Annotated in this window: 18 protein-coding genes and 3 tRNA genes; 3 read left to right on the top strand and 18 right to left on the bottom strand. The window is 67.9% G+C overall.

Annotated elements, in window-relative coordinates:
- Positions 1-22: 22 nt before the first annotated feature.
- Positions 23-370 (top strand): hypothetical protein, encoded by a 348-nt coding sequence (locus ACO227_RS15215; protein WP_423602814.1) that lies wholly within the window; start codon positions 23-25, stop codon positions 368-370.
- Here ACO227_RS15215 and mazG read toward each other — a convergent pair.
- The 10 genes from mazG to ACO227_RS15165 are packed head-to-tail and all read right to left on the bottom strand — an operon-like array spanning position 357 to position 9,566.
- Positions 357-1,145, bottom strand: coding sequence for a nucleoside triphosphate pyrophosphohydrolase (mazG, locus tag ACO227_RS15210; RefSeq protein WP_423602812.1), 789 nt, complete (start codon positions 1,143-1,145; stop codon positions 357-359). The genes ACO227_RS15215 and mazG overlap by 14 nt on opposite strands.
- 32 nt (positions 1,146-1,177) lie before the next feature.
- Positions 1,178-1,801 carry a retropepsin-like aspartic protease family protein gene (locus ACO227_RS15205; protein ID WP_423602811.1) on the bottom strand — a complete coding sequence of 208 codons (624 nt, stop codon included), beginning with the start codon at positions 1,799-1,801 and terminating at the stop codon, positions 1,178-1,180.
- The gene (locus ACO227_RS15200; protein WP_423602810.1) at positions 1,798-2,562 is read right to left on the bottom strand and encodes an MBL fold metallo-hydrolase; all 765 of its coding nucleotides are present in this window, start codon (positions 2,560-2,562) and stop codon (positions 1,798-1,800) included. The genes ACO227_RS15205 and ACO227_RS15200 overlap by 4 nt, the downstream gene beginning before the upstream one ends.
- Before the next feature lie 5 nt (positions 2,563-2,567).
- Positions 2,568-3,347: a TatD family hydrolase gene (locus tag ACO227_RS15195; protein ID WP_423602809.1), complete on the bottom strand. Its 780-nt coding sequence runs from the start codon at positions 3,345-3,347 to the stop codon at positions 2,568-2,570.
- The gene (gene metG / locus ACO227_RS15190) at positions 3,344-4,897 is read right to left on the bottom strand and encodes a methionine--tRNA ligase (protein ID WP_423602808.1); all 1,554 of its coding nucleotides are present in this window, start codon (positions 4,895-4,897) and stop codon (positions 3,344-3,346) included. Before metG ends, ACO227_RS15195 begins: the two co-directional genes overlap by 4 nt.
- 38 nt (positions 4,898-4,935) lie before the next feature.
- The gene (locus ACO227_RS15185; protein WP_423602807.1) at positions 4,936-5,919 is read right to left on the bottom strand and encodes a DNA polymerase III subunit delta'; all 984 of its coding nucleotides are present in this window, start codon (positions 5,917-5,919) and stop codon (positions 4,936-4,938) included.
- Positions 5,916-6,539 (bottom strand): dTMP kinase, encoded by a 624-nt coding sequence (gene tmk, locus ACO227_RS15180; protein ID WP_423602805.1) that lies wholly within the window; start codon positions 6,537-6,539, stop codon positions 5,916-5,918. Before tmk ends, ACO227_RS15185 begins: the two co-directional genes overlap by 4 nt.
- Positions 6,536-7,699 carry a D-alanyl-D-alanine carboxypeptidase family protein gene (locus ACO227_RS15175; protein WP_423602804.1) on the bottom strand — a complete coding sequence of 388 codons (1,164 nt, stop codon included), beginning with the start codon at positions 7,697-7,699 and terminating at the stop codon, positions 6,536-6,538. The genes tmk and ACO227_RS15175 overlap by 4 nt, the downstream gene beginning before the upstream one ends.
- A gap of 27 nt (positions 7,700-7,726) precedes the next feature.
- Positions 7,727-8,593, bottom strand: coding sequence for an SPOR domain-containing protein (locus ACO227_RS15170; protein ID WP_423602802.1), 867 nt, complete (start codon positions 8,591-8,593; stop codon positions 7,727-7,729).
- Entirely contained in the window at positions 8,577-9,566 is a 990-nt protein-coding gene (locus ACO227_RS15165) for a lytic murein transglycosylase (RefSeq protein WP_423602800.1), read from the bottom strand. The genes ACO227_RS15170 and ACO227_RS15165 overlap by 17 nt, the downstream gene beginning before the upstream one ends.
- Positions 9,567-9,734: 168 nt before the next feature.
- On the opposite strand from ACO227_RS15165, the gene ACO227_RS15160 reads away from it, so the two are divergent.
- A tRNA-Ser gene (locus ACO227_RS15160) sits at positions 9,735-9,824 on the top strand.
- A gap of 214 nt (positions 9,825-10,038) precedes the next feature.
- Here the strand turns inward: ACO227_RS15160 and ACO227_RS15155 are convergent.
- The 3 genes from ACO227_RS15155 to ACO227_RS15145 form a co-directional block, all read right to left on the bottom strand.
- The gene (locus ACO227_RS15155; RefSeq protein WP_423602798.1) at positions 10,039-11,091 is read right to left on the bottom strand and encodes a Leu/Phe/Val dehydrogenase; all 1,053 of its coding nucleotides are present in this window, start codon (positions 11,089-11,091) and stop codon (positions 10,039-10,041) included.
- A gap of 91 nt (positions 11,092-11,182) precedes the next feature.
- A tRNA-His gene (locus ACO227_RS15150) sits at positions 11,183-11,259 on the bottom strand.
- On the bottom strand, positions 11,237-12,328 hold the full coding sequence (locus tag ACO227_RS15145) for a hypothetical protein (RefSeq protein WP_423602797.1): 1,092 nt from the start codon (positions 12,326-12,328) through the stop codon (positions 11,237-11,239). The genes ACO227_RS15150 and ACO227_RS15145 overlap by 23 nt, the downstream gene beginning before the upstream one ends.
- A 115-nt stretch (positions 12,329-12,443) precedes the next feature.
- On the opposite strand from ACO227_RS15145, the gene ACO227_RS15140 reads away from it, so the two are divergent.
- A complete protein-coding gene (locus ACO227_RS15140) occupies positions 12,444-13,088 on the top strand; it encodes a prolyl hydroxylase family protein (protein ID WP_423602796.1) in 645 nt (214 codons plus the stop codon).
- 66 nt (positions 13,089-13,154) lie between these two features.
- On the opposite strand, the gene ACO227_RS15135 is transcribed toward ACO227_RS15140, so the two are convergent.
- From ACO227_RS15135 to lon, 5 genes are all read right to left on the bottom strand, one after another.
- Complete coding sequence (locus ACO227_RS15135; RefSeq protein WP_423602794.1) at positions 13,155-15,869, bottom strand: TonB-dependent receptor domain-containing protein; 2,715 nt, start codon at positions 15,867-15,869, stop codon at positions 13,155-13,157.
- 102 nt (positions 15,870-15,971) lie between these two features.
- A complete protein-coding gene (locus tag ACO227_RS15130) occupies positions 15,972-17,585 on the bottom strand; it encodes a hypothetical protein (protein ID WP_423602792.1) in 1,614 nt (537 codons plus the stop codon).
- A gap of 253 nt (positions 17,586-17,838) precedes the next feature.
- Positions 17,839-17,913 (bottom strand) — tRNA-Val (locus tag ACO227_RS15125).
- A 112-nt stretch (positions 17,914-18,025) separates the two neighbouring features.
- A complete protein-coding gene (locus ACO227_RS15120; RefSeq protein ID WP_265116145.1) occupies positions 18,026-18,298 on the bottom strand; it encodes an HU family DNA-binding protein in 273 nt (90 codons plus the stop codon).
- A 159-nt stretch (positions 18,299-18,457) separates the two neighbouring features.
- Complete coding sequence (gene lon / locus ACO227_RS15115; RefSeq protein WP_423602791.1) at positions 18,458-20,851, bottom strand: endopeptidase La; 2,394 nt, start codon at positions 20,849-20,851, stop codon at positions 18,458-18,460.
- Positions 20,852-20,993 lie beyond the last annotated feature (142 nt).

The following is a 20,993-nucleotide window of genomic DNA, read 5'->3' as shown; positions in this document are numbered from 1 at the left end:
GCATCCTCGCCACATTGTAGGGATGGATACCAACGGGGCCGACTCGCCGGCCAACCCGACGCCGATCGTGCTGGAGGGGATCGTGAGGCAGCGCTGCCTGACCGCGACCTATAACCGCACGCGCATGGTGCTGGCGCCGCACATCCTCTACCAGCGGGCCGGAGCGCTCTATGTCGACGCGCAGGTGGTGTCGCGCGACTTCGTGATCCCGCGCGAGGAGAAGATCGGCACGTTCAAGCTCGACGGGCTCAAGGGCCTGACGTTGACCGAGCGCAGCTTCGTGGTGAGCAAGCTGTTCGAGCCCGAAGCCGAGAAATATGCCGGCACCGCGCTGATGGCGGTGGAGACGGCTGCGGTCAGCGCCGCTTAGCCGCAACCCACAATTCCTCTTTCGCGTCGAGCGAGAGTCCGGCGAAGGCATCGCCGGCCTCGGTCTCCATCGCGCGGAAGCGCCCTTCGAACTTGGCGTTGGCGGCGCGCAGCGCGGCTTCGGGATCGATGCCGAGCTTGCGCGACCAGTTGACCACCGCGAACAGCAGGTCGCCGATCTCCTCGGCGCGGGTCGCATCGTCGGCGGCCTCGACCTCGGCGAGCTCTTCGTCGATCTTGGCGCGCGCGCCGCTGGGATCGGGCCAGTCGAAGCCGGTGCGCGCGGCGCGCTTCTGGAGCTTCTCGGCACGGGTGAGGGCGGGGAGGCCGATCGCCACGCCGTCGAGGGCGCCCGCCGCCCCCTTGCTCCCCCGCTCCGCGGCCTTGATTTGTTCCCAGAGGTGATGGCCGCCCTCGGCCGCGCCGCGGAAGATGTGCGGGTGGCGGCGCTCCATCTTGTCGCAGATGCCGGCGATGACGTCGGCGAGCGCGAAATGGCCGGCTTCCTGCGCCATGCGGCTGTGGAAGATCACCTGGAGCAGCAGGTCGCCGAGCTCGTCCTTGAGATCGTGCATGTCGTTGCGTTCGATCGCGTCGGCGACCTCATAGGCTTCCTCGATCGTGTACGGCGCGATCGTGGCGAAGGTCTGGACAGTGTCCCATTCGCAGCCGCTGACCGGATCGCGCAGCCGCGCCATGATCGCCATCAGCCGCTCGATGCCGGGGGGCTCGATCGCGGCGAGATCGATTGCGGGGGAGTCCTCGCGGTCGCTCATGTGTAAAGTCCGATAATATACATTATGTTAAATCACGCTGAGGTTGCGGTGCGCGGTTGCGGCTCGAGGATCAGGACGTTCCCCTCCACCCGCCACGAACGCAGCCGCGACAGGAAATTCATGCCCAGCACATCGAGATCGCCGAAGCTCGGCGCGACGAACACGACGAGGTCGTCGGTGCCGAGCGGTCCGACCTCGACTCGCTCGGCGCGCGCGCGACGTGCCTCGACCGTGCCGTTGGCGGTCGACACGCGCACCGGCGCGCCGCGGTCATAATCGATGCCGGCAGCCTGGGCGGTGGTCGCGCTGATCGCGCTGACCGTGGCGCCGCTGTCGATCAGCATACGCCGCTCGACCCCGTTGATCGTCGCGCGTGCCCAGAAATGGCCGTCCGGCGACAGGCGGATGCGCACCGTCTCGCCCTCGGCAATCTGCGGTGCCTCGGATACGCCGATCCGCGCGCCGAGCGTGTTGAGCTGGTCGAGGATCGTGTGGCGGTTGACGACCACGAGATAGATCAGCCCGCCGATCACCGCCCAGCCGATGATCGTCTTGAGAATGAAGCCCAAGGGCAGCCGGCGGACGCTGAGCGAGCCCAGCACCAGCACCAGGAACCCGACCAGTGCGACGAGCTGAACGATCTGCGATTCGTTCAAACCTGCAACTCCATGCCGTCATAGCCGGGCTCGACCCCCTGGGGCAGCTCGGCCAGCAGCGTCCTATAGTCCATCGTGTTGTCCATATGCACGAGGACGGTGCGGCGTGCACCGCATTTGCGCCCCCAGGCGAGCGTTTGGGCGAGATGCGGGTGCGTCGGATGCGGTTCATGCCGGAGAGCATCGGCGACCCACAGGTCGAGACCGGTATAGAGTTGCTCCATCCCCGGGGTAAATTCATTGAAATCAGTCGCATATCCGACTGACTTTCCATCGTGCTCGAAGCGCAGGCCCGCCGAGGTGATGCCGCCGTGCGGCTGATCCACCGTGCCGATGCGGATGTCGCCGATCGTCATACCATCGACGAGCAGGTCCATCGTCGCGATGGCGCGGTACGGGCCCCCGCCCTCGAACACGTAACGGAAGCGCTCGGGCAGGCTGCGCATCGTCGCCTGCCGGGCAAACCCCCGCACCGGCTCGCCGCGTGCGTGCATGAGCTGGCGCAGGTCGTCGATGCCGTGGCTGTGGTCGGCGTGATCATGGGTCCAGATCACCGCGTCCACATCGGCGACATCGGCCGCGAGCAGCTGTTCGCGCATGTCCGGGCTGGTATCGACCAGGATGCGCGTCGTCGCGCTCTCGATCAGGATCGAGGCGCGGGCGCGGCGATTGCGCGGCTCGGCGGGGTCGCAGCTTCCCCAGTCGTTGCCGATCCGCGGGACGCCCGAGGAAGTCCCGGAGCCGAGGATGCGGACCCTCACGCCCCTTACGCCAGCGTTTTCGCGAACAATTTGTGGAAGTTGGCGCGCGTCGCCTCGGCCAGTTCCTCGGGGTCCTCGCCGCGCAGCTGCGCGAGGAAGCGGCAGGTGTCGGCGACGAAGGCCGGCTCGCCGGTCTTGCCGCGATGGGGCACCGGGGCGAGGAAGGGAGCATCGGTCTCGATCAGCAGCCGATCGAGCGGCAGCCGCGCCGCGGTCTCCTGCAGGTCGCGCGCGTTCTTGAAAGTCACGATACCCGAGATCGAAATGTAGAAGCCGAGGTCCATCGCCTTGTCGGCGAAGTCGCCGCTGGCGGTGAAACAGTGGATCACCCCGGGATAGGCGCCCTTCCCCATCTCGTCGCCGAGGATGTTTGCCGTGTCCTCCTCGGCGTCGCGGGTGTGGACGATCAGCGGCAGCCCTGTCTCGCGCGAGGCGGCGATGTGTGCGCGGAAGCTCGCCTGCTGGCGGGCGCGGTCGCTGTGGTCGTAATAATAGTCGAGCCCGGTCTCGCCGATCCCCACGACGCGCGGGTGCCGGGCGCGATCAACCAGCTTGGCGGTGTCGATGTGCGAATGCTCGTCAGCCTCGTGCGGGTGGATGCCGACGGTGGCCCAGACGTCGCTCTCACGCTCGGCGGTGGCGAGCACCTCGTCCCACTCGCGCTCGCGCGTGGCGATGTTGAGCATCGCCACCACGCCGCTCGCGCGGGCCCGCGCCAGCACCTCGGGCTGCTGCTCGCCCAGCCCCTTGTAGTTCAAGTGGCAATGGCTGTCGGCGAGCCTCATGCGGCCGCCTCGGCGAGCTCGAGCCGCGGGAACACGCCGGTCGGCGTGGCGAGGCGGAAGTCCGATGCCGTCAAGGCGTCGTACCAGGTTTTGTCGTCGAGCGCAGCGTGGTCGCGCGCATCCTGACCGAGCTGGTCGAGGATCTTGCCGGCGGATTCCGGGATCACGGGCAGCACCAGGATGGCGAGATCGCGGATCGCGCGCACCAGGGTGCCGAGCACGGCGTGCATCCGCTCGGGATCGGTCTTGCGCAGCGCCCAGGGCGCCTGCGCGTCGATATATTGGTTGCAGGCGAATACGGCGCGCATCCACGCCTCCAGCGCCTGGCCGAGCGCGAGGTTCCCGAACGCCTCGCGGAACTCGCGGCCGGCGTCCTCCACCGTGGCGAGCAGTTCGGCGTCCGCGGTATCGCCGCGCCCCGCGCTCGGCAGCTCGCCCTCGAGGTTCTTGGCGATGAACGCCAGCGTGCGCTGGGCGAGGTTGCCGAAGCTGTTGGCGAGATCGGCATTGGCGCGGGTCACGATCGCCTCGTCGCTGAAGCTGCCGTCGCTGCCGAAATTGACCTCGCGCAGCAGGAAATAGCGCAGCGCGTCGACGCCATAGAGCCGCGCCAGCTCCATCGGATCGACGACGTTGCCGGTCGATTTCGACATCTTCTCGCCGCGGTTGAGAATGAAGCCGTGCGCGAACACCTGTTTGGGCAGCGCGATGCCGGCGGACATCAGGAACGCCGGCCAGTAGACGGTGTGGAAGCGCGTGATGTCCTTGCCGATCAGATGCAGGTTCGCCGGCCAGTAATGTGCCAGCGGGCTATTCGCGTCGGGATAGCCGATGCCCGTCAGATAGTTGGTCAGCGCATCGACCCAGACATACATGACATGGCCGGGCGAATCCGGCACCGGCACGCCCCAGTCGAAGCTGGTGCGCGAGATCGACAGGTCGACCAGCCCGCCCTCGACGAACTTCACGATCTCGTTGCGCGCGCGCTCGGGCCGGATGAAGTCGGGCCGCGCGGCATAGAGGTCGAGCAGCTTCTGCTGGTAGTTGGAGAGCTTGAAGAACCACGTCTCCTCCGCGGTCCACTCGACCGGCGTGCCCTGGGGCGAAAGCTTGACGCCCCCTTCCCCCTCGGTCAGCTCCTTCTCCTCGTAGAACGCCTCGTCGCGGACCGAGTACCAGCCCTCGTAGCGGTCGAGATAGAGGTCGCCATTGGCCTCCATCGCCTGCCAGATCGCCTGGCTGGCGGCATAGTGATCGGCATCGACAGTGCGGATGAAGCGATCATATGAAATATTCAGATCGCGTGCCATATCACTGAAATATGCTGACATTTCATCCGCAAGTTGACGCGCGGTGAGATCGCGGGCGCGCGCGGTCTGCGCCATCTTGAGGCCATGCTCGTCGGTGCCGGTCATGAAGCGCACGTCGCGGCCCGCCTGGCGCTGGAAGCGGGCGATCGCGTCGGCGGCGATCATCTCATAGGCATGGCCGATATGGGGCTTGCCGTTCGGGTAATGGATCGCGGTGGTGATGTAATAAGGTTCGGCCATGGGGCGGCTCTAGAACAAGCGCGCGCGGGTTTGAAGCGCTAGCGCACCGCCAGCCGCGCGAGGATGCCGCCCATCTCGAATACCGTGGCCTGCGCGTCGAGCGACTGGGCGAGCGCGAGCGGGCCGAGCTGCGCGGCCTGCTCATAGGCGTCGAGCGCATCGGCGAGCGCCCTGCCCTGCTTGCCGCGCGCCTCGGCCGCAATGAAGGCGGGGACGCGGGCGAGGAACGCCTCGTAGCGCGGCTGTGCGGCCTTGGGCCCGAGCGTCTTGGCGAGACGCGAGCGGATCATGTTGTCGGGATCGCCGCGCGACGCGATCGCCGCCATCTCGGTATCGAGCGTGGCGAGGTCGAGCCCGGCAAAGCCCAGCGCCCTGCCCGGCGAGCCGCCGCCGGCCTTGACCAGCGCGTCGATCTCGGCCGCGCTCGCCGCGGGCAGCTCGGCGCGCAGCACCGCGCCCACCTCGGTCTCGCTCAGCGGATCGAAGCGCAGCAGGCGGCAGCGCGAGCGGATCGTGGGGAGCAGCCGGCCGGGCGAATGGCTGACGAGCAGGAAGATCGTGCCCTCGGGCGGCTCCTCGAGATTCTTGAGCAGCGCGTTGGCGGCGCCCGGGCGCTCGACATCGTCGATCGAGTCGATGACCACCACGCGGCGCGCGGACATGCTCGGCTTGGTCGCGAACATGGGCCCTAGGCCGCGCACCTGCGCGATCGGGATCGAGCGCGCGAGATTCTCGCCCGGCTTGTCGGGATCCTTGGGCAGCCGCGCCATCTCGCGATAGTCCGGGTGCGCGCCGGCCTCGATCATGCGGCGCGTGGGATGATCCTCGGGCACGTCGAAGTCGCCGGAAAAGTCACCCTTGCCCGCCGCCTCGGCCAGCATGCGCATCGCCGCCTGCCGCGCGAAGCTCGCCTTGCCGACGCCTTCCGGGCCCGCGAACAGCCAGGCATGATGGAGTTGCGCGCCAGACATGGCGGCGCGAAACGCGGCCTTTGCCGCGGCGTTGCCGGCGAGTGACGTCATGGCAGCAGGTCGGTGAGCGCGTCGACGAGCGATGCCGTGACGTCATCCTTCTCGCGCGAGGCGTCGATCACGCGGACCCGGTCGGGCTCGGCCGCGGCGATGCGGCGGAAGTGCGCGGCGACCGCGGCGTGGAAGTCCGGCCCGCGCGCGCCGAAGCGGTCGTTGGCCCCGCCGTCGCGCGCCAAGGCACGCTCAGCGCCTGCCCCGGCGGGCAAGTCGAGAAAGAAGGTACGGTCGGGCATCAGGCCCTTCGAGCCGAAGCCGTGCAGCGCGAGGATCGCGGCATCGTCGATATCCTGCGTGCCCTGATAGGCGCGGGTCGAATCGACATAGCGGTCGCAGATCACCCAGCTGCCGGATTCGACCGCGGGGCGGATCAGCTTCTCGACATGGTCGGCGCGCGCGGCGGCGAACAGCAGCGTCTCGGCATGCGCGCTCCAGCGGTTGACCGCGCCCTGCATCAGCAGGCCGCGGATCGCTTCCGCCCCCTCGGTGCCGCCGGGCTCGCGAGTCAGCACCACGTGGATGCCACGTTGCTCCAGCGCTTCCGCCAGCCGGCGCGCCTGGGTGGACTTGCCGGCGCCCTCCCCGCCCTCGAGGCTGAGGAAGCGTCCCCTCACGCGAACAGCGACATGAGGCCGGCCCAGGCGCGGCCGAAGAAGCCCGCCTCGCCGACATCCGCCTCCGCCACCAGCGGCATGCGCTGCTCGGGCAGGCCGGGCGCAGTGACGACGAGATCGGCGATGTGCGTGCCGGCCTTGATCGGCGCCTTGATCGGGCCCTGATAGACGACCTTGGCACTGAACTGCGGGCTGGTGCCGGCGGGGATCGCCACGGCGAGGTCCCGCGGGGCGATCAGGCCGACCTCGGACGCGTCGCCGAGTTGGACCTGCGCGGCATCGACCTTGCGGCCCTTGCTGACGACCTTCTGCGAGGACCAGGCACGGAAGCCCCAGTTCATGAACCTGACCGATTCGTCGATGCGCTGGTTGAAGCTGCCGAGCCCGGCGACGACCATCACGATGCGACGGCCATTCTGCTGCGCCGAGCCGGTGAAGCCATAGCCGGCCTCGTCGGTATGGCCGGTCTTGAGGCCGTCGGCCCCCTGCACCTTGCCGAGCAGCGGGTCGCGGTTGGCCTGGGTGATCGGCGCGCCGCCCATGGTGGTGCCGAAGGTGAAGCTCTCGCGCGAGTAGAAGCGCTTGTAGAGGTCCGGGTGGTTCGAGATCGTCGCCTTGGCGAGCTTGGCGAGGTCGCGCGCGGTGACGTAGGTGCGGCCCTCGTCCGGCCAGCCGTTCGAGGTGCCGAAGCGGCTGTTGGACAGGCCGATCTCCTTCGCCTTCTGGTTCATCAGGTTGACGAAGGCTTCCTCGGTCCCGGCGATCGCCTCGGCCAGCACGACGCAGGCGTCATTGCCCGAGACGACGACGATGCCGTTGAGCAGATTCTCGACGCTGACCTTCTGGCCCGGTGACAGGAACATGGTCGAACCCGCTGAAGGACCGTGCCATTTCGCCCAAGTCTCGGGCCGCACATCGACCATCTGGTCGAGCTTGAGCTTGCCCTGCTTGATGAGGTCGAACGCAACATAGGCGGTCATCATCTTGGCCATCGACGCGGGCGGCATGCGGCGGTCGGCGTCCTTGGCGTAGAGCACTGCGCCCGAGGAGAGGTCCTCCATGAAGGCGACCGGCGCGGCGGTCTCGAACGGCGGAGTCTGCGCCGCGGTCGGCGCGACGACGGTGGCGAAAGCGGCGGCGGTAAGCAGGAACGTCTTCATGGGTCTCTTCAAGTCCGAAAGATGAGGTCAGGGAACGGAGATCAGGCGAGCGTCACCATAGCCGCGACTGGCGGCGTCGGCACGGGCACGTTCGGCGGCGGCGCGATTGGGAAATGGACCGAGCTGGACGCGATGGAGGCTGCCGGCGCTGCGCACGATCCCGCCGAGCTGATCGGCGAGCGAGCGGGCACGCTGGGCGTTCGACAGCGCGGCGACCTGGACGAACAAGCCGCTGGTGGCGCGGGCGGGCGTGGCGGGCGCAGGCGCGGTGGGAGGCGCTTTCGCTGGCTGAGCCTTCGCAGGCGGAGCCTTTGCAGGGCGTGGGGCGGGGCGAGACGGCGGCGCGGCCTTGACCATGGCCGGGACCTGCTCGGCGAGCTTCCGGCGCAATCCGACGAGCAGCGCCTGCGGCGCATCGGCGCGTGGCGGCGCGGCCTGCCCGGAAGACAGCAACGCCGAGTCCTGCGGGGTGACGGTGACGCGACGGACGCGCACCGGCGGATTGCCGGACACGCCGAGCTGGGCGGCGGCGCCGCCGGACAGCTCGATCAGCCCATTCCCCGCCCCGCGCACCTGCACCAGGATCGTCTTGCCGCTGTCGAGCGCGGTAACCTCGGCGAAGCTGCCCGCCGTCAGCTCGTCGCTCAGCGCGAACACGCCCTGCCCTTCGGCATAGCCGGCGAGGCCGACACGGTCGTAGCGCGCCTCACCGGGACGCAGTTGCGAGGATCCCTGCGGGCCGTCGCTGGGCGGGGGGCCACCCTCCCCGGACACCACCGGAGGCGCTTCGGCCTGCGTCGATGCTGGCGGCAGCTCCTCCAGGCGCTGCGCCGCACTCGCACCGCTCCCGGCGAGCATCAGCAGCGGCAGGACCAGGCTAGTGTTCGACTTCATCGGCGAGCAACCCCACGGACAGCGCATAGAAATTCGAGCAGTTATAGTCGAGGATCACGCGGTAGTTTCCGGTGAGCAGGTAGGCGGTCCTGCCCGGTCCGTCGGGCTCGAGCAAGGTCGCCTGGATATTCGCGTCGGGCCAGGCGCCCGATTGCGGGACGATGCCGAGCGCGCGCCATTCGGCCATCGTCTTCCACCCCGAATGCCGATCGAACACGCGGCCGCAGCGCGGCGAGTTGGTGCGGTTGACGATCCGCGTGCGGTCGAAGCCCGGCGGCACGTTGACAGCGATGCCCCAGGGCTGGCCCGGCCGCCAGCCGGCGTTGACGAAGTAGTTGGCGATCGAAGCGAGCGTGTCCGCTTCGTTCGACCAGATGTTGGCGACGCCGTCGCCATCGCCGTCGCGGGCGAGGCGCAGATAGATCGAAGGGAGGAATTGCGGATAGCCGAACGCCCCCGCCCAGCTGCCCAGCAGCCGCTCGCGCGGCACGCCGCGGTCGATCATCTTCATCGTCGCGATGAACTCGCCCGAGAAGAGGGCGCGGCGGCGCCCCTCATAAGCGAGCGTCGCCAGGCTGCGCGGCAGGTCGAAATCGCCGGTATAGCTGCCGTAATTGGTCTCGTGCCCGAAGATCGCGACCATGATCGATTCGGGTACCCCCGTCTCGCGCTCGACGCGGGCGAGCAGCGGGCGCAGGCGACGATAGGTGGCGCGGCCGCGGTTGATCCGCGCGGCATCGACATGGCGCGCCTTGTAGGGCGCGAAGTTCGGGATCGGGGTGTTGGGGTTGGTCCCACCTGGCTGGTCGCGGTCGAGTTCGATCACGCGCGGATTGTAGGAGAGCGTCGGCAGCACCCGGTCGAGCGTCCGCGCGCTCACCCCCTCGCGCAGCGCCTGCTGGCGGAGGGGACCGTTGATATAGGCCTGGAACCCCGCCTCGTCCTGAGCCGCGGCGGGGGCACCTGCGAGCATACATGCCGCAATCACCGTTCCCGCCAAACCGATACGCCGTAACAGGCCCTTGATTTCCCGCATTTCGCATCTCTGCCACAGCGATTGGCGGGCATGAACCCCCTGCTTGCCGAAAAGGCGAGGCTCTTGCAGAAAACACGGCGAACGCCCAAAGGCGTGCGCCGGTGCGGAAGGGTGGCCGAGTGGTTTAAGGCAGCGGTCTTGAAAACCGCCGTGGGTTCACGCTCACCGTGGGTTCGAATCCCACCCCTTCCGCCAATCGCCATGCCTTCGCGTTTGGCGCGTGGAAGGACAGCTCATCGGCCACGAGGCACCCGACATCCTTACCTAGCAAGCGCTTTCGAACCTCAATCAGCGCAGTGAGAACATTCCTGTCTGCGCTATCGGCTGCAACAGAATCACGGACATGAAGATATGTGCGTCCGGTGGCAGATAGAGCGCGAGCTCCCAGGTGCGATCGGTACGCCCCGTACTATCCCCGCCCGATCAGCCGCTTCGCGATCGTGTCCGCCACCTCGCTCGACGGGGCGCCGGTGCGCTCGCTCTCGTCCCAGACCTCGTCGAGCCGCTCGGGGATCTTGGCGATACGCGCCTCGACCTCGGCGCGGTTGCCCTTGCCGAGATATTCGAGGCCGACATTGATGATCCCGCCGGCGTTGATGACGTAGTCGGGCGCGTAGAGGATGCCGCGAGCGTGGATGCGCGCGCCGTCCGCCCGCGTCGCGAGCTGGTTGTTGGCGCCGCCCGCCACCACCTTGCAGTCGAGCGCGGCGATCGACTCCCCGGTCAGGATCGCGCCCAGCGCGTTGGGGCTGACGATGTCGGCCGAGACGCGCAGGATCGCGTCGGCGGCGACCGTGTCCGCGCCGAGCTCGGCGGCGAGCGCTGCCGCCTTGTCGGCATTGACGTCAGCCAGGGTGAGCTTCGCGCCATCGGCTGCGAGCCGGCGGGCGAGCCCACCGCCAACGCTGCCGACGCCCTGGATCGCGACATGGATTCCGGCCATGCTCTCCGCGCCGAGCGCGCGCTTCGCGGCGGCCTTGACGCCGAGATAGATGCCGAGCGCGGTGAACGGGCCGGGATCGCCGCCCGCCTCGCCGCCCTCGACCGGCAGGCCGGAGACGTGGCGGGTGCGGGTCGCGATGACCTTCATCCGTGCCTCGGACATGCCGACATCCTCGGCGGTGACGTAACGGCCGCCGAGCGATTCGACAGCCTCGCCGAACGCCTCGAGCTGCGCGTCGCTGATCGTTGCGCCGCGCTCGGGCGCGAGCACCACGCCCTTGCCGCCGCCGAGCGGCAGCCCCGCCATCGCGTTCTTGAACGACATGCCGCGCGACAGCCGCAGCGCATCGGTGACCGCGGCGCCGCTATCGGCATAGTGCCAGAAACGCACCCCGCCCGCCGCCGGACCGAGCTTGGTCGAGTGGATCGCGATGACCGCCTTGAGCCCGCTCGCAGGATCGGTGATGAGGTGCACGCCCTCGTGCTCGTCGAAATCGGGCAGGTCCCAAACCGCGGTCATGCGTCGTTCCAGTGCGCTAACAAAATTTCCGGAGCGCGTAATATTGTTCCGCGCGCCGGAGCGCCAGCCCTAAAGTCACCGGGAAGGGAAATGGGGCGATCGACGGGACTTGAACCCGCAACCCCCGGCATCACAAGCCGGTGCTCTAACCAATTGAACTACGATCGCCGTGGAGCCGGGCGCTTAGCGGCACGAAGGGCTTACCGTCAAGCCACTCTCCGGCAGAGGGCGCGATATGGGGATGGCGTGTCCCCGCGGCAACCGCGCCGCCGCCGCGCGCGATGCGAATCGCCTCCTCCGCGGTGATCCGTCCTTCGCGCGCCAGCGTCCGTGCGGAGGCGGCGAGCGTGGGAGCTGCGAGAAAGGCGTGGCGCGCGAGCAGCGCCGCATCACGCCCCTCGGCGAGCAGTCCATGAAAGGCCGTGTCGACCGCGATCCCCTCGAACGCGAGCGCCGTCCCGGCATAGCCGGTCCCATCGCAGGTGCCGCAGCCGGCGGGCCGATAGATCACGGTGCCGGGATCGATGCCGAGCAGCGCCGATTCGGATGCCTGCGCCTGGTCCGGGAGCCGACACGCGCCGCACAGCCGCCGCGCGCCATGCGCCGCGACCACGGCGCGCAGGCCGGCGCCGAGCAGGTGACGCTCGATTCGCAGCCCGCGCAGCTGCTCGATCGCGGCGACGGCGCCGGCCGCATCGACGGCGACGATGATGCGCTGGCCCGCCCGTGCCACATCGAAGGCGAGCGCGGCGGCATGCCGATCGAGCAGGCCGTCGACGAGGATCGCGTCGCAATCCATCCTGGCCGCGGCTGCGAGGGCGGACCGCTCCCCGGCGATCCATGGCGCATAGCCGCGCCGCGCCGATCCGGCGAGCGCCTCGGCGAGCGCGCGGCGGTCGGCCGCATCGGGCGCCGCGGCGAGCACGACCCCGCCCGACAGCGCGAGCGCGCCGGCGATGGATTGGCGCATGCCGCCGGGCATGCCGAGCCGAGCGAGCGGATCAAGGGACGCGCCATGCGCGTCGATGCGGATCACGATATGGTCGTCCATCCGGCTGGCGTCCGGCCGCTTGCTCGCCAGGTCGACCCAGGACATGGAGGCCGGGAACTGCGCGAACGGGGCGAGCCCCTGCCCCTGCCGTGTCATCGCCGTGACCGACGCGCCCTCTACGCGCAGATGCAATGTGGTGGCGCCATCGCGCGCCGCGGTGGCGATGAGGTCTTCCAGAGCCGGCACCGGTATCATGTGTCGCAGCTATGTCGGCCGAATGACAATTTCACTTCGTTTTCATGACTCTTTGGAGACAGTCCGGCGGCTGGCGATCTCCGAACGCTTCTGGCATCTAGCGCGCATGATCACCCCCTCCGGCTTTCCCATCGAACCGGTCATCGAGCGTCTGTCGCAGCAACCGGGTATCCAGAAAGTGCCGAGCCCCAAGCTCACGCTGTTCGTCCGCAAGAACTTCCTCGATCCGGAATTGTGCGCGGAGCTGAGGGCGCTGATCGACCAGGACCGGCGGCCGTCGCTGGTGTCCGACTATAATGGCGACAACGCGTTCCGGACGAGCGAGACGTGCGACCTCTCGGCCAGCCTCGCCGCGACGCAGGAGGTCGACCGGCGGATCGCCGCGCTGACCGGCCTCTCGCCCGCGCATGGCGAACCGCTGCAGGGCCAGCGCTACGCCGTCGGGCAGGAGTTCAAGGCGCACACCGACTATTTCGAGCCGACCGGCGTGGACTTCGAGAAATTCTGCTCGGTCGCGGGCCAGCGCACCTGGACGGTGATGATCTATCTCAACGAGGTCGAGGCCGGCGGCGCGACGCGGTTCAAGGCGATCGACAAGATCGTGCAGCCGGAAACCGGGAAGTTGCTCGCCTGGAGCAATTTGCGCGCCAACGGCACACCCAATCCCTCGACCCTGCATCATGCGATGAAGGTGCGCGCGGGGCTCAAATATGTGATCACCAAATGGTTTCGCGAACGCCCCTGGGGGTGACGCAAAAAAGAAGCCCCGGCCGCGAGAGGCGGCCGGGACTTTCCCCCTTTTATCCTGATCTGCCGATCAGAATTTCGCGCTGGCGCCGATGCTGAACACCCGGCCCAGACGGTAGCGGTTGATGTGGACGAGGCCGTTGTCGCCGAAGTCCTGATACTCGCTGTAGCGCGTGCCGGTGAGGTTGCGCGCCTCGAACTTGAGCTCGAACTCGCCGCCCAGCACGTTGACCCCCTGACGCGCGACCACGTCGAGCCGGATGCCCGGCTTCTCGACGATGTCGGGCAGCAGGTTCGGACCGCGGTTGGTCACGCGCTCGCTGGCATAGTTGAACAGCACGGTCAGCTGCGACAGCGATTCGGTGTCCTCGATCCCCACCTGGAAGTTGACCAGATGGTCCGACTGACCGGTCAGCGGGGCGCCGTCGCGGAAGATCAGGTTGGCGGGCAGCAGCACCGGCGTGCCGCTGCCGTTCTGGATCGGGCTCGGCACCAGCGTGTCGTCGGCTTCGATCTCCGACTTGGTGTAGGTGTAGTTGAGCGACAGCATCAGCCGGCGCGTGGCGAAGAACTCGCTGCCCAGCGTGTCGAGCGGGATGTACTTCAGCACCTCGAACTCGGCGCCGTAGAGCTTCGCCGACGGGGCGTAGGAGAAGCCGGTCTGCAGCGGCGATTCGTTGGTCGGGAAGAACGCGACCTGCTCGGTCGGGTTCTTGATGTCCTTGTAGAAGCCCGCGAGCGTGATGCGCTGGCCCTTGGGCATGAACCACTCGTAGCGCGCCTCGAAGTTCTTGAGCTCGGAGTCACGCAGCTGCGGGTTGCCGAAGAACAGGCGGTCGGATTCGAAGTCGCGATAGACCTGCGGCGCGAGCTCGCGGAACTGCGGGCGCGCGATCGTCTTCGAGCCGTGCAGGCGCAGCTGCATGTCGGGCGCGAAGTTCCAGGTCACCGTCGCCGCGGGCAGCCAATAGTCGTTGGCGATCGTGGTGCCGACGAACTGGGTCGAGCTGGTCGTCACCGTCTGCTTGCCGTCTTCATAGCGCACGCCGAGCGTGGCGCGCAGGCCGTCGGTGATCTCGCCCTCGGCCTGGAGATAGCCGGCATGGATCCGCAGCTTGGCATTGTACGCCGCCGCGCCATCCGCGCCCGACACGTTGAACAGCCGGATGCAGCCGTCACCCGCCGGATTGACGCAGGCATTCATGATCGAGTCGACCGAGAGCAGCAGGTCGGGCCGCAGATAGCTCCACGGCGTCGAGATGCTGCCGCCGAGGTACGAGCGGTAGCGGAAATCGTAGCGGAACGAGTCGCGCTGCGTGTCGCTGTAGAAATAGCCGGCCGAGATGGTGATCGGCCGCGCGGTGGGCAGGCGATAGGCGATGTCCGCCTGGCCGCTCCACAGGTCCTCGCTGAGCTCGCTGAACGCGATCGTCGCGGCTTCGCCGAGGCCGTTGAGGCTGTTGACATAGGCGCCCTGCCCCCCGGCCGCCGTCGGGTCGAAGCGATAGCTGAAATAGCGCTCATAGGGCGCGTTGCGCTCGGTGTTGGCGTAGCTGCCGCGCAGGTCGACCTTGATGTCGTCGAACTTGAATTCGCCCGCAATCTGCGTGTTGATCAGCTGGCGCTCGAACCAGTTGGTGTTCTGCTGGACGACGAGGTCGCCGTTGCTGTTCGGATAGACCGTCGCGGCACCGAGACGCGCCTGCTTGAGCGTGTCGTGGATATAGACGTTGGTCCAGCGCACCTTGTGCTCGCCGAACTCGGCGCCGAAGCCGAGCAGGCCGTTCACTACCGCGCGGTTGTCGGTGAGGACGGTGTGGAAGTCGCTGCGCAGCGCGCCGTCGACGTCGGTGGTGTCCTGCTGGGTCGCGTCGCGGGTGCGGAAGCTGTTGCTGACGCTCGCCGAGGCGATCACGCCGAGGCGGACCGAGCCGACATCGACCGAGTGGCCGAGGTTGAGGTCGCCGCTCCAGTTGGGCGGAAGGTGGTAATTGGCCTCGACCAGCGTGGTCTCGGCATTGGTCAGCGTCGCGATCTGCGCCGAGGTGAAGCTCGGCTGGGTCAGGCCGCCCTCGCGGATGAAGGCGGGCACGTCGCGCTCGCCGGTGTCGTAGCCGAGCGTGTCGAGCCGGCCGCCGTCATAGACATAGCCGAGCTCGCTGGTCGAAACGGTGTCGAACGCCACCGAGCCGCCGAACTGGATGAAGCTTTCCTCGGGCACCGCGCGAGTAGTGAGGTTGATCACGCCGCCGCCGAACTCGCCGGGATAGTTCACCGAATAGGTCTTCTGGACCAGCGCCGAGCCGACGATCGTGGTCGGGAAGATGTCGAGCGGAACGGTGCGCTTGAGCGGCTCGGGCGAGGGCAGCGGTGAACCGTTGAGCATCGAGGAGGAATAGCGGTCGCCGAGGCCTCGGACGAAGACGAAGCCGTTGCCGACGACGCTGAGGCCGGTGACGCGGGTCAGCGCGCCGGCGATGTCGCCTTCACCCGTGCGGGCGATGTCCTCGGCCGACAGGACCGAGATCACCTGCGGCGTCGCGCGGATGACGTTGGGGATGTTGCGGCCCGTCACGACGATTTCCTCGCCGGCATCGACATCGACGCCGGGCGCCGAGATCTCCGGGGTTTCCTGCGCGTCGGCCGGAGCTTCGGCCTCGGTCTCCACCTGGGCCGGGGGCGTCGTGGTTGCGGGCGGCGTGGCGGTGTCCTGCGCCAGCGCCGCCGGCGACACCAGCTGTGTCGAGACGAGGAGCAGGGTTCCAAATGCGAGGCGCTTGGTCATGGTCGCGGGTCCGAAGTCTTGAGGTCTGTCTTGTTGGCGAATGCCGGGACAGCGGGGTTAACCGCCGCCCCGGCACAAGCCGTCGAGTGCTGGGGCGCGGGATTACGCGCCGTTGCAGGCCAGGTAGACCGAGTTGAACTTCGGCGGGCCTTCCTCCTGCAGCGCCGCATTGGCCGCGCGGATGGTCGACTTGCCGCCGTTGGCGTCGGTGCCGGCCACCATGTTGATGCAGGGGACGACCGACTTCACGATGCCGTTGACGAAGGTGTAGTCGGCGCCGCCGCGCAGGCGGATCGCCGCCGGCGCCGCCGCGGTCTGGATGAAGGTGAAGTTGGCGAGACGGCCGAACTGGCGCGGCAGGAAGTCCTCGTTGCCGTTCGAGTCGATCTCGGTCGAGAAGGAGTCGCTGGTCGCACCGGTGGTCTTCTGCACCACGATCGCGAACTGGATGAAGCCGCGCCAGCCCACATCGGTATCCAGGCCGTCGTCGTCAGCGCCGGTGATCGCGAGGTACTTGAGGTTGCTGGTACCGCCGAAGATCTCGATACCGTCGTCCGAGCTGTTGTGGACCTGGACGTGGTCGATCACGGTGCCCGAGCCGACGCCGCCGAGGGTCAGGCCCTGCAGCTCGTTGCCGAGGCTGATCTCGATGCCCGAATAGCGGATCTGGACATACTGGACGGTGCCGCTGCTGTCGGCCTGGACGTTGCCGCCGTAGAGCGCGTTGCCGGTGCCCTCGACGACGTTCTCGCAGGTCGTGCTGGTGCCGCCCGCGTCGTTCTGGCCGGTCGAGCAGTTCGAGATCGGCGCGCGGCCGGCGAGGATGATGCCGCCCCACTGGCCCTGGCTCGCGTCCGAGTTGGTCGCCGGGTTGAGGTTCTGGGTCGAGGTGAAGATGATCGGCGCGCTGGCGGTGCCGATCGCGTTCAGCTTCGAACCGCGGTTGACGACGAGGAAGTCGTTTGCGGCATCGGCGTTGTTCGCGACGAAGATCGCACCCGCACCGACGTTCAGCGTCGCCGCGGCGCCGCCGGCGCCGGTCGCGCCCACATCGGTGCCGACATCGACGCGGCCGTTGATCTGATAGGCGACGCCATCGACCTTATCCAGCGTGACGGTGCCCGAGACCAGCGCCGGAAGGCGGCACAGGCGATAGTTGCTGGCCGTGCCCGCATCGGTGGTGCCGGCCGGGCAGGCGCTCGCCGCCGGCGCCGCGGCCGAGCGCGCGAGCGAGCCGATGCAGGTCGTGGCCGTCGGGGCCGGCGACGCGCCGAAATTCGCGGTGCTCGAGTTGCAGGTCCAGTTCTGGAACGCGGTGTCGCCCGCGCCGCCGACGGCGCCGATGAAGCTCGTGTTCACGAAGAACGCGTTCAGCGACGAGGCGTTGAACGGGGTGACGCCCGCCGCGGTGCCCTGCGCGACCAGCCCGTTCAGCGGGTTCGAACCGGCGACGGTGTTGTTGGTGCCCGCGTTGAACACGGTGAGCTGCTCGTCGCGGGTGACCGTGATGCCGCTCTGCGTCGTCTCCGCGAACGAAGCGGTCGGGGTCGGCGACGGCGAGGGCGACGGGCTCGGCGAGGGGCTCGGCGAGGGCGGCGGGACGACGATGGTGCCCGGTCCAGGCGAGGCGACGCTCGACGCGCCGTCGCAGGCCGCCAGGGTGGCGCCAGCGACGCTGGTCATCAGAATGAGGCTGAAACGCTTGAAGTCGGCCATGAAAATCTCCGTTCCGGTGACCCGGTCTATCTGGGTGCGGGCGCACAGGCCCCGGATCGACTCGGAACATCCCCCTGCCGATCGCCAGGCCGCGCTAGGCAGGTCACATGACGCCCGGATGGGATTTCGGAGAAAGTTCAGTGACTCAATTGTGACGGGTTCGTGACGGTCGCTGCAGTCGCGAGGAACGGCGCGCGCATCCGGCGCGGGCAAAGAAAAACCCGCCAGGCGGCGCCCGGCGGGTCTTTGCGGATGGTGGGCGCGGCAAGGATTGAACTTGCGACCCCTGCGGTGTGAACACAGTGCTCTACCACTGAGCTACGCGCCCAAGCTCCGGCGAACCAAAGCACCCCTGCCAAAGCGAGCCCGGCCGGGGAGCGGAGCCTCTAGGGGCACGGAGCGGGCTTGTCCAGCCCCGTCGCCCGAATCAATTCACGGCTTCAGTTGACCGCGTCCTTGAGGCCCTTGCCGGCCTTGAACTTGGGCTGCGACGATGCCTTGATCGCCATCGGCTCGCCGGTACGCGGGTTGCGGCCGGTCGACGCCTTGCGCTTCGAGACCGAGAATGTGCCGAAGCCGACGAGGCGCACTTCATCGCCCTTCTTGAGCGCGGTGGTGACCGCGTCGAAGACCGCTTCCACAGCCTTGCTAGCATCGCCCTTGCTGAGGCCAGCGGTGTCAGCGACCGTCGCGATCAGTTCCTGCTTGTTCATGCCCTTAGAACCCCTGCTCTTCTGTGGCTATGTGATGAGAAGACTCGCGGCGCCGAAACGCCGGTGGGGCAGGAAACAGACTTGGCCCGCCGCTGTAAAGCGGAAAGCGCGCAAAATGCGCCGAAACCTCGCGAGAATCTGACCTTTTGCCCCGCCGGCCTAGTGCCGAAGCGCTTCTCCGCCGCTCACCGCGGCCGGCGGCTGGGCCGCGAGCTCGTCCGCCTCGGTCCAGTCGATCGCGGCGAGCGGCTCGGTCAGCGCGAGTTCGAGCACCGCGTCGACATGCGCCACGGGCACGATCTTGAGCCCCTCGCGGATATTCGCTGGGATCTCGGCGAGATCCTTCTCATTCTCCTGCGGGATGAGCACGGTGGTGATCCCGCCGCGAAGGGCGGCGAGCAGCTTCTCCTTGAGCCCGCCGATCGGCAGCACGCGGCCGCGCAGCGTGACCTCGCCGGTCATCGCCACGTCCTTGCGCACCGGCACGCCGGTGAGCGTCGAGACGATCGCGGTGACGATGCCGATGCCGGCCGAGGGGCCGTCCTTGGGCACCGCGCCCTCGGGCAAGTGGATATGGATGTCCTTGCGGCCGAAGACGCTGGGCTTGATGCCATAGGCAGGCGCGCGCGCCTTGATGAAGCTGAACGCGGCCTCGACCGATTCTTTCATCACGTCGCCGAGCTTGCCGGTGGTCTTGATCGCGCCCTTGCCCGGCACGGTGACGCTTTCGATCGTCAGCAGCTCGCCGCCGACCTCGGTCCAGGCGAGGCCGGTGACGGCGCCGATCTGGTGCTCCTCCTCGCCGATGCCGAAGCGGAACTTCCGCACCCCGGCGAACTCGTGGAGATTGTCGGGAGTCACGGTGACGCTCTCCGCCTTCCCCTCGAGGATGCGGCGCAGCGCCTTGCGCGCGAGCTTGGCGATCTCGCGCTCGAGGGTGCGGACGCCGGCCTCGCGGGTGTAGTAGCGGATGAGGTCGCGCAGCCCCGCCTGGGTCAGCTCGAACTCCTCTGGCTTGAGGCCATGGGCGTCGATCTGCTTCTCGACCAGGTGACGCGTCGCGATCTCGACCTTCTCGTCCTCGGTATAGCCTTCGAGCCGGATGATCTCCATGCGGTCGAGCAAAGGTTGCGGCAAATTCAACGAGTTGGCGGTCGTTACGAACATCACGTCCGAAAGATCGACGTCAATCTCCAGATAATGATCGTTGAACTTGCTGTTCTGCTCCGGGTCGAGCACCTCGAGCAGCGCCGAGGCGGGATCGCCGCGGAAATCCTGGCCGAGCTTGTCAATCTCGTCGAGCAGGAACAGCGGGTTCGACGTGCCGGCCTTCTTGAGGTTCGACACGATCTTGCCCGGCAGCGAGCCGATATAGGTGCGGCGGTGGCCGCGGATCTCGGCCTCGTCGCGCACGCCGCCCAGCGACTGACGGATGAACTCGCGCCCGGTCGCCTTGGCGATCGACTTGCCGAGCGAGGTCTTGCCGACGCCCGGCGGACCGACCAGGCACAGGATCGGCCCCTTGAGCTTGTTGGTGCGCGCCTGCACCGCGAGATATTCGACGATGCGGTCCTTGACCTTCTCCAGGCCGTAATGGTCGGCGTCGAGCACCGCCTCGGCCTCGACCAGGTCCTTCTTGAGCTTCGACTTCTTGCCCCAGGGCAGGCCGAGCAGCACGTCGAGATAGTTGCGCACCACGGTGGCCTCGGCGCTCATCGGCGCCATGGTCTTGAGCTTCTTGAGCTCGCCCTGCGCCTTGGCGCGCGCTTCCTTCGAAAGCTTGAGCGTGGCGATCTTCTGGGTCAGCTCGGCGATCTCGTCGCCCTCGCCTTCCTCGCCCTCGTTGCCGAGCTCGCGCTGGATCGCCTTGAGCTGCTCGTTGAGATAATATTCGCGCTGGGTCTTCTCCATCTGGCGCTTGACGCGCGAGCGGATCTTCTTCTCGACCTGAAGCACGCCGAGCTCGCCCTCCATGAAGGCGAACACCATCTCGAGCCGCTTGTGCGGATCGGTCTCGACCAGCAGCGACTGCTTGTCGGCGACCTTGACCGCGATGTTGCCGGCGACCGCATCGGCGAGGCGCGAGGCTTCCTCGATCTCGCCGAGCTGGACCGCGGTCTCGGCGGGCAGCTTGCGGTTGAGCTTGGCGTAGTTCTCGAACTGGTCGACCACCGAGCGCATCAGCGCCTGGAGCTCGGTACCCTCGACCTCCTTCTCCTCGACCGGCGCGACGGTGGCGGTGAGGAACCCGCCCTTTTCCTCGACCGCCTCGAGCATGCCGCGCTCCTTGCCCGCGACGAGCACGCGCACCGTGCCGTCGGGGAGCTTGAGCAGCTGCATCACCTCTGCCGAAACGCCGATGTCGTAGAGGTCCTCGCGGCCGGGATCGTCCTGCGCGGGGTCGAGCTGCGCAACGAGGAAAATTTCCTTGTCGTCGTTCATCGCCGCTTCGAGCGCGGCGACCGACTTGTCGCGGCCGACGAACAGCGGCACGATCATGTGCGGAAAGACGACGATGTCGCGGAGCGGAAGGACGGGATAGGTGGACTTCATGTGTACTCCAGGGTCCGCCGCTGGGAGCGGATTCGCTCAACTATATGGGGTGCGGGGGCGCGGCATCAATCGGGGGCTGTGGACGGCAGCATTTCTTCTTTCTTCTCCAGCACTTGCGCAGAAGGGCGAGCCGCCGATCACG

Origin of the sequence: Sphingomonas sp. MS122, assembly GCF_049532975.1 — a bacterium.
Lineage (GTDB): Bacteria > Pseudomonadota > Alphaproteobacteria > Sphingomonadales > Sphingomonadaceae > Sphingomonas.
Note: the sequence above shows the minus strand (reverse complement) of the source record. Positions and strands in the feature narration are given on the sequence as shown.

What these genes read in the sequence shown, in the direction of transcription:
- ACO227_RS15215 (WP_423602814.1), top strand. Translation starts at nt 23, where the DNA reads ATGGATACCAACGGGGCCGACTCGCCGGCCAACCCGACGCCGATCGTG.
- mazG (WP_423602812.1), bottom strand. Translation starts at nt 1,145, where the DNA reads ATGAGCGACCGCGAGGACTCCCCCGCAATCGATCTCGCCGCGATCGAG.
- ACO227_RS15195 (WP_423602809.1), bottom strand. Translation starts at nt 3,347, where the DNA reads ATGAGGCTCGCCGACAGCCATTGCCACTTGAACTACAAGGGGCTGGGC.
- metG (WP_423602808.1), bottom strand. Translation starts at nt 4,897, where the DNA reads ATGGCCGAACCTTATTACATCACCACCGCGATCCATTACCCGAACGGC.
- ACO227_RS15185 (WP_423602807.1), bottom strand. Translation starts at nt 5,919, where the DNA reads ATGACGTCACTCGCCGGCAACGCCGCGGCAAAGGCCGCGTTTCGCGCC.
- ACO227_RS15175 (WP_423602804.1), bottom strand. Translation starts at nt 7,699, where the DNA reads ATGAAGACGTTCCTGCTTACCGCCGCCGCTTTCGCCACCGTCGTCGCG.
- ACO227_RS15170 (WP_423602802.1), bottom strand. Translation starts at nt 8,593, where the DNA reads ATGAAGTCGAACACTAGCCTGGTCCTGCCGCTGCTGATGCTCGCCGGG.
- ACO227_RS15165 (WP_423602800.1), bottom strand. Translation starts at nt 9,566, where the DNA reads ATGCTCGCAGGTGCCCCCGCCGCGGCTCAGGACGAGGCGGGGTTCCAG.
- ACO227_RS15155 (WP_423602798.1), bottom strand. Translation starts at nt 11,091, where the DNA reads ATGACCGCGGTTTGGGACCTGCCCGATTTCGACGAGCACGAGGGCGTG.
- ACO227_RS15140 (WP_423602796.1), top strand. Translation starts at nt 12,444, where the DNA reads ATGATCACCCCCTCCGGCTTTCCCATCGAACCGGTCATCGAGCGTCTG.
- ACO227_RS15135 (WP_423602794.1), bottom strand. Translation starts at nt 15,869, where the DNA reads ATGACCAAGCGCCTCGCATTTGGAACCCTGCTCCTCGTCTCGACACAG.
- ACO227_RS15130 (WP_423602792.1), bottom strand. Translation starts at nt 17,585, where the DNA reads ATGGCCGACTTCAAGCGTTTCAGCCTCATTCTGATGACCAGCGTCGCT.
- ACO227_RS15120 (WP_265116145.1), bottom strand. Translation starts at nt 18,298, where the DNA reads ATGAACAAGCAGGAACTGATCGCGACGGTCGCTGACACCGCTGGCCTC.
- lon (WP_423602791.1), bottom strand. Translation starts at nt 20,851, where the DNA reads ATGAAGTCCACCTATCCCGTCCTTCCGCTCCGCGACATCGTCGTCTTT.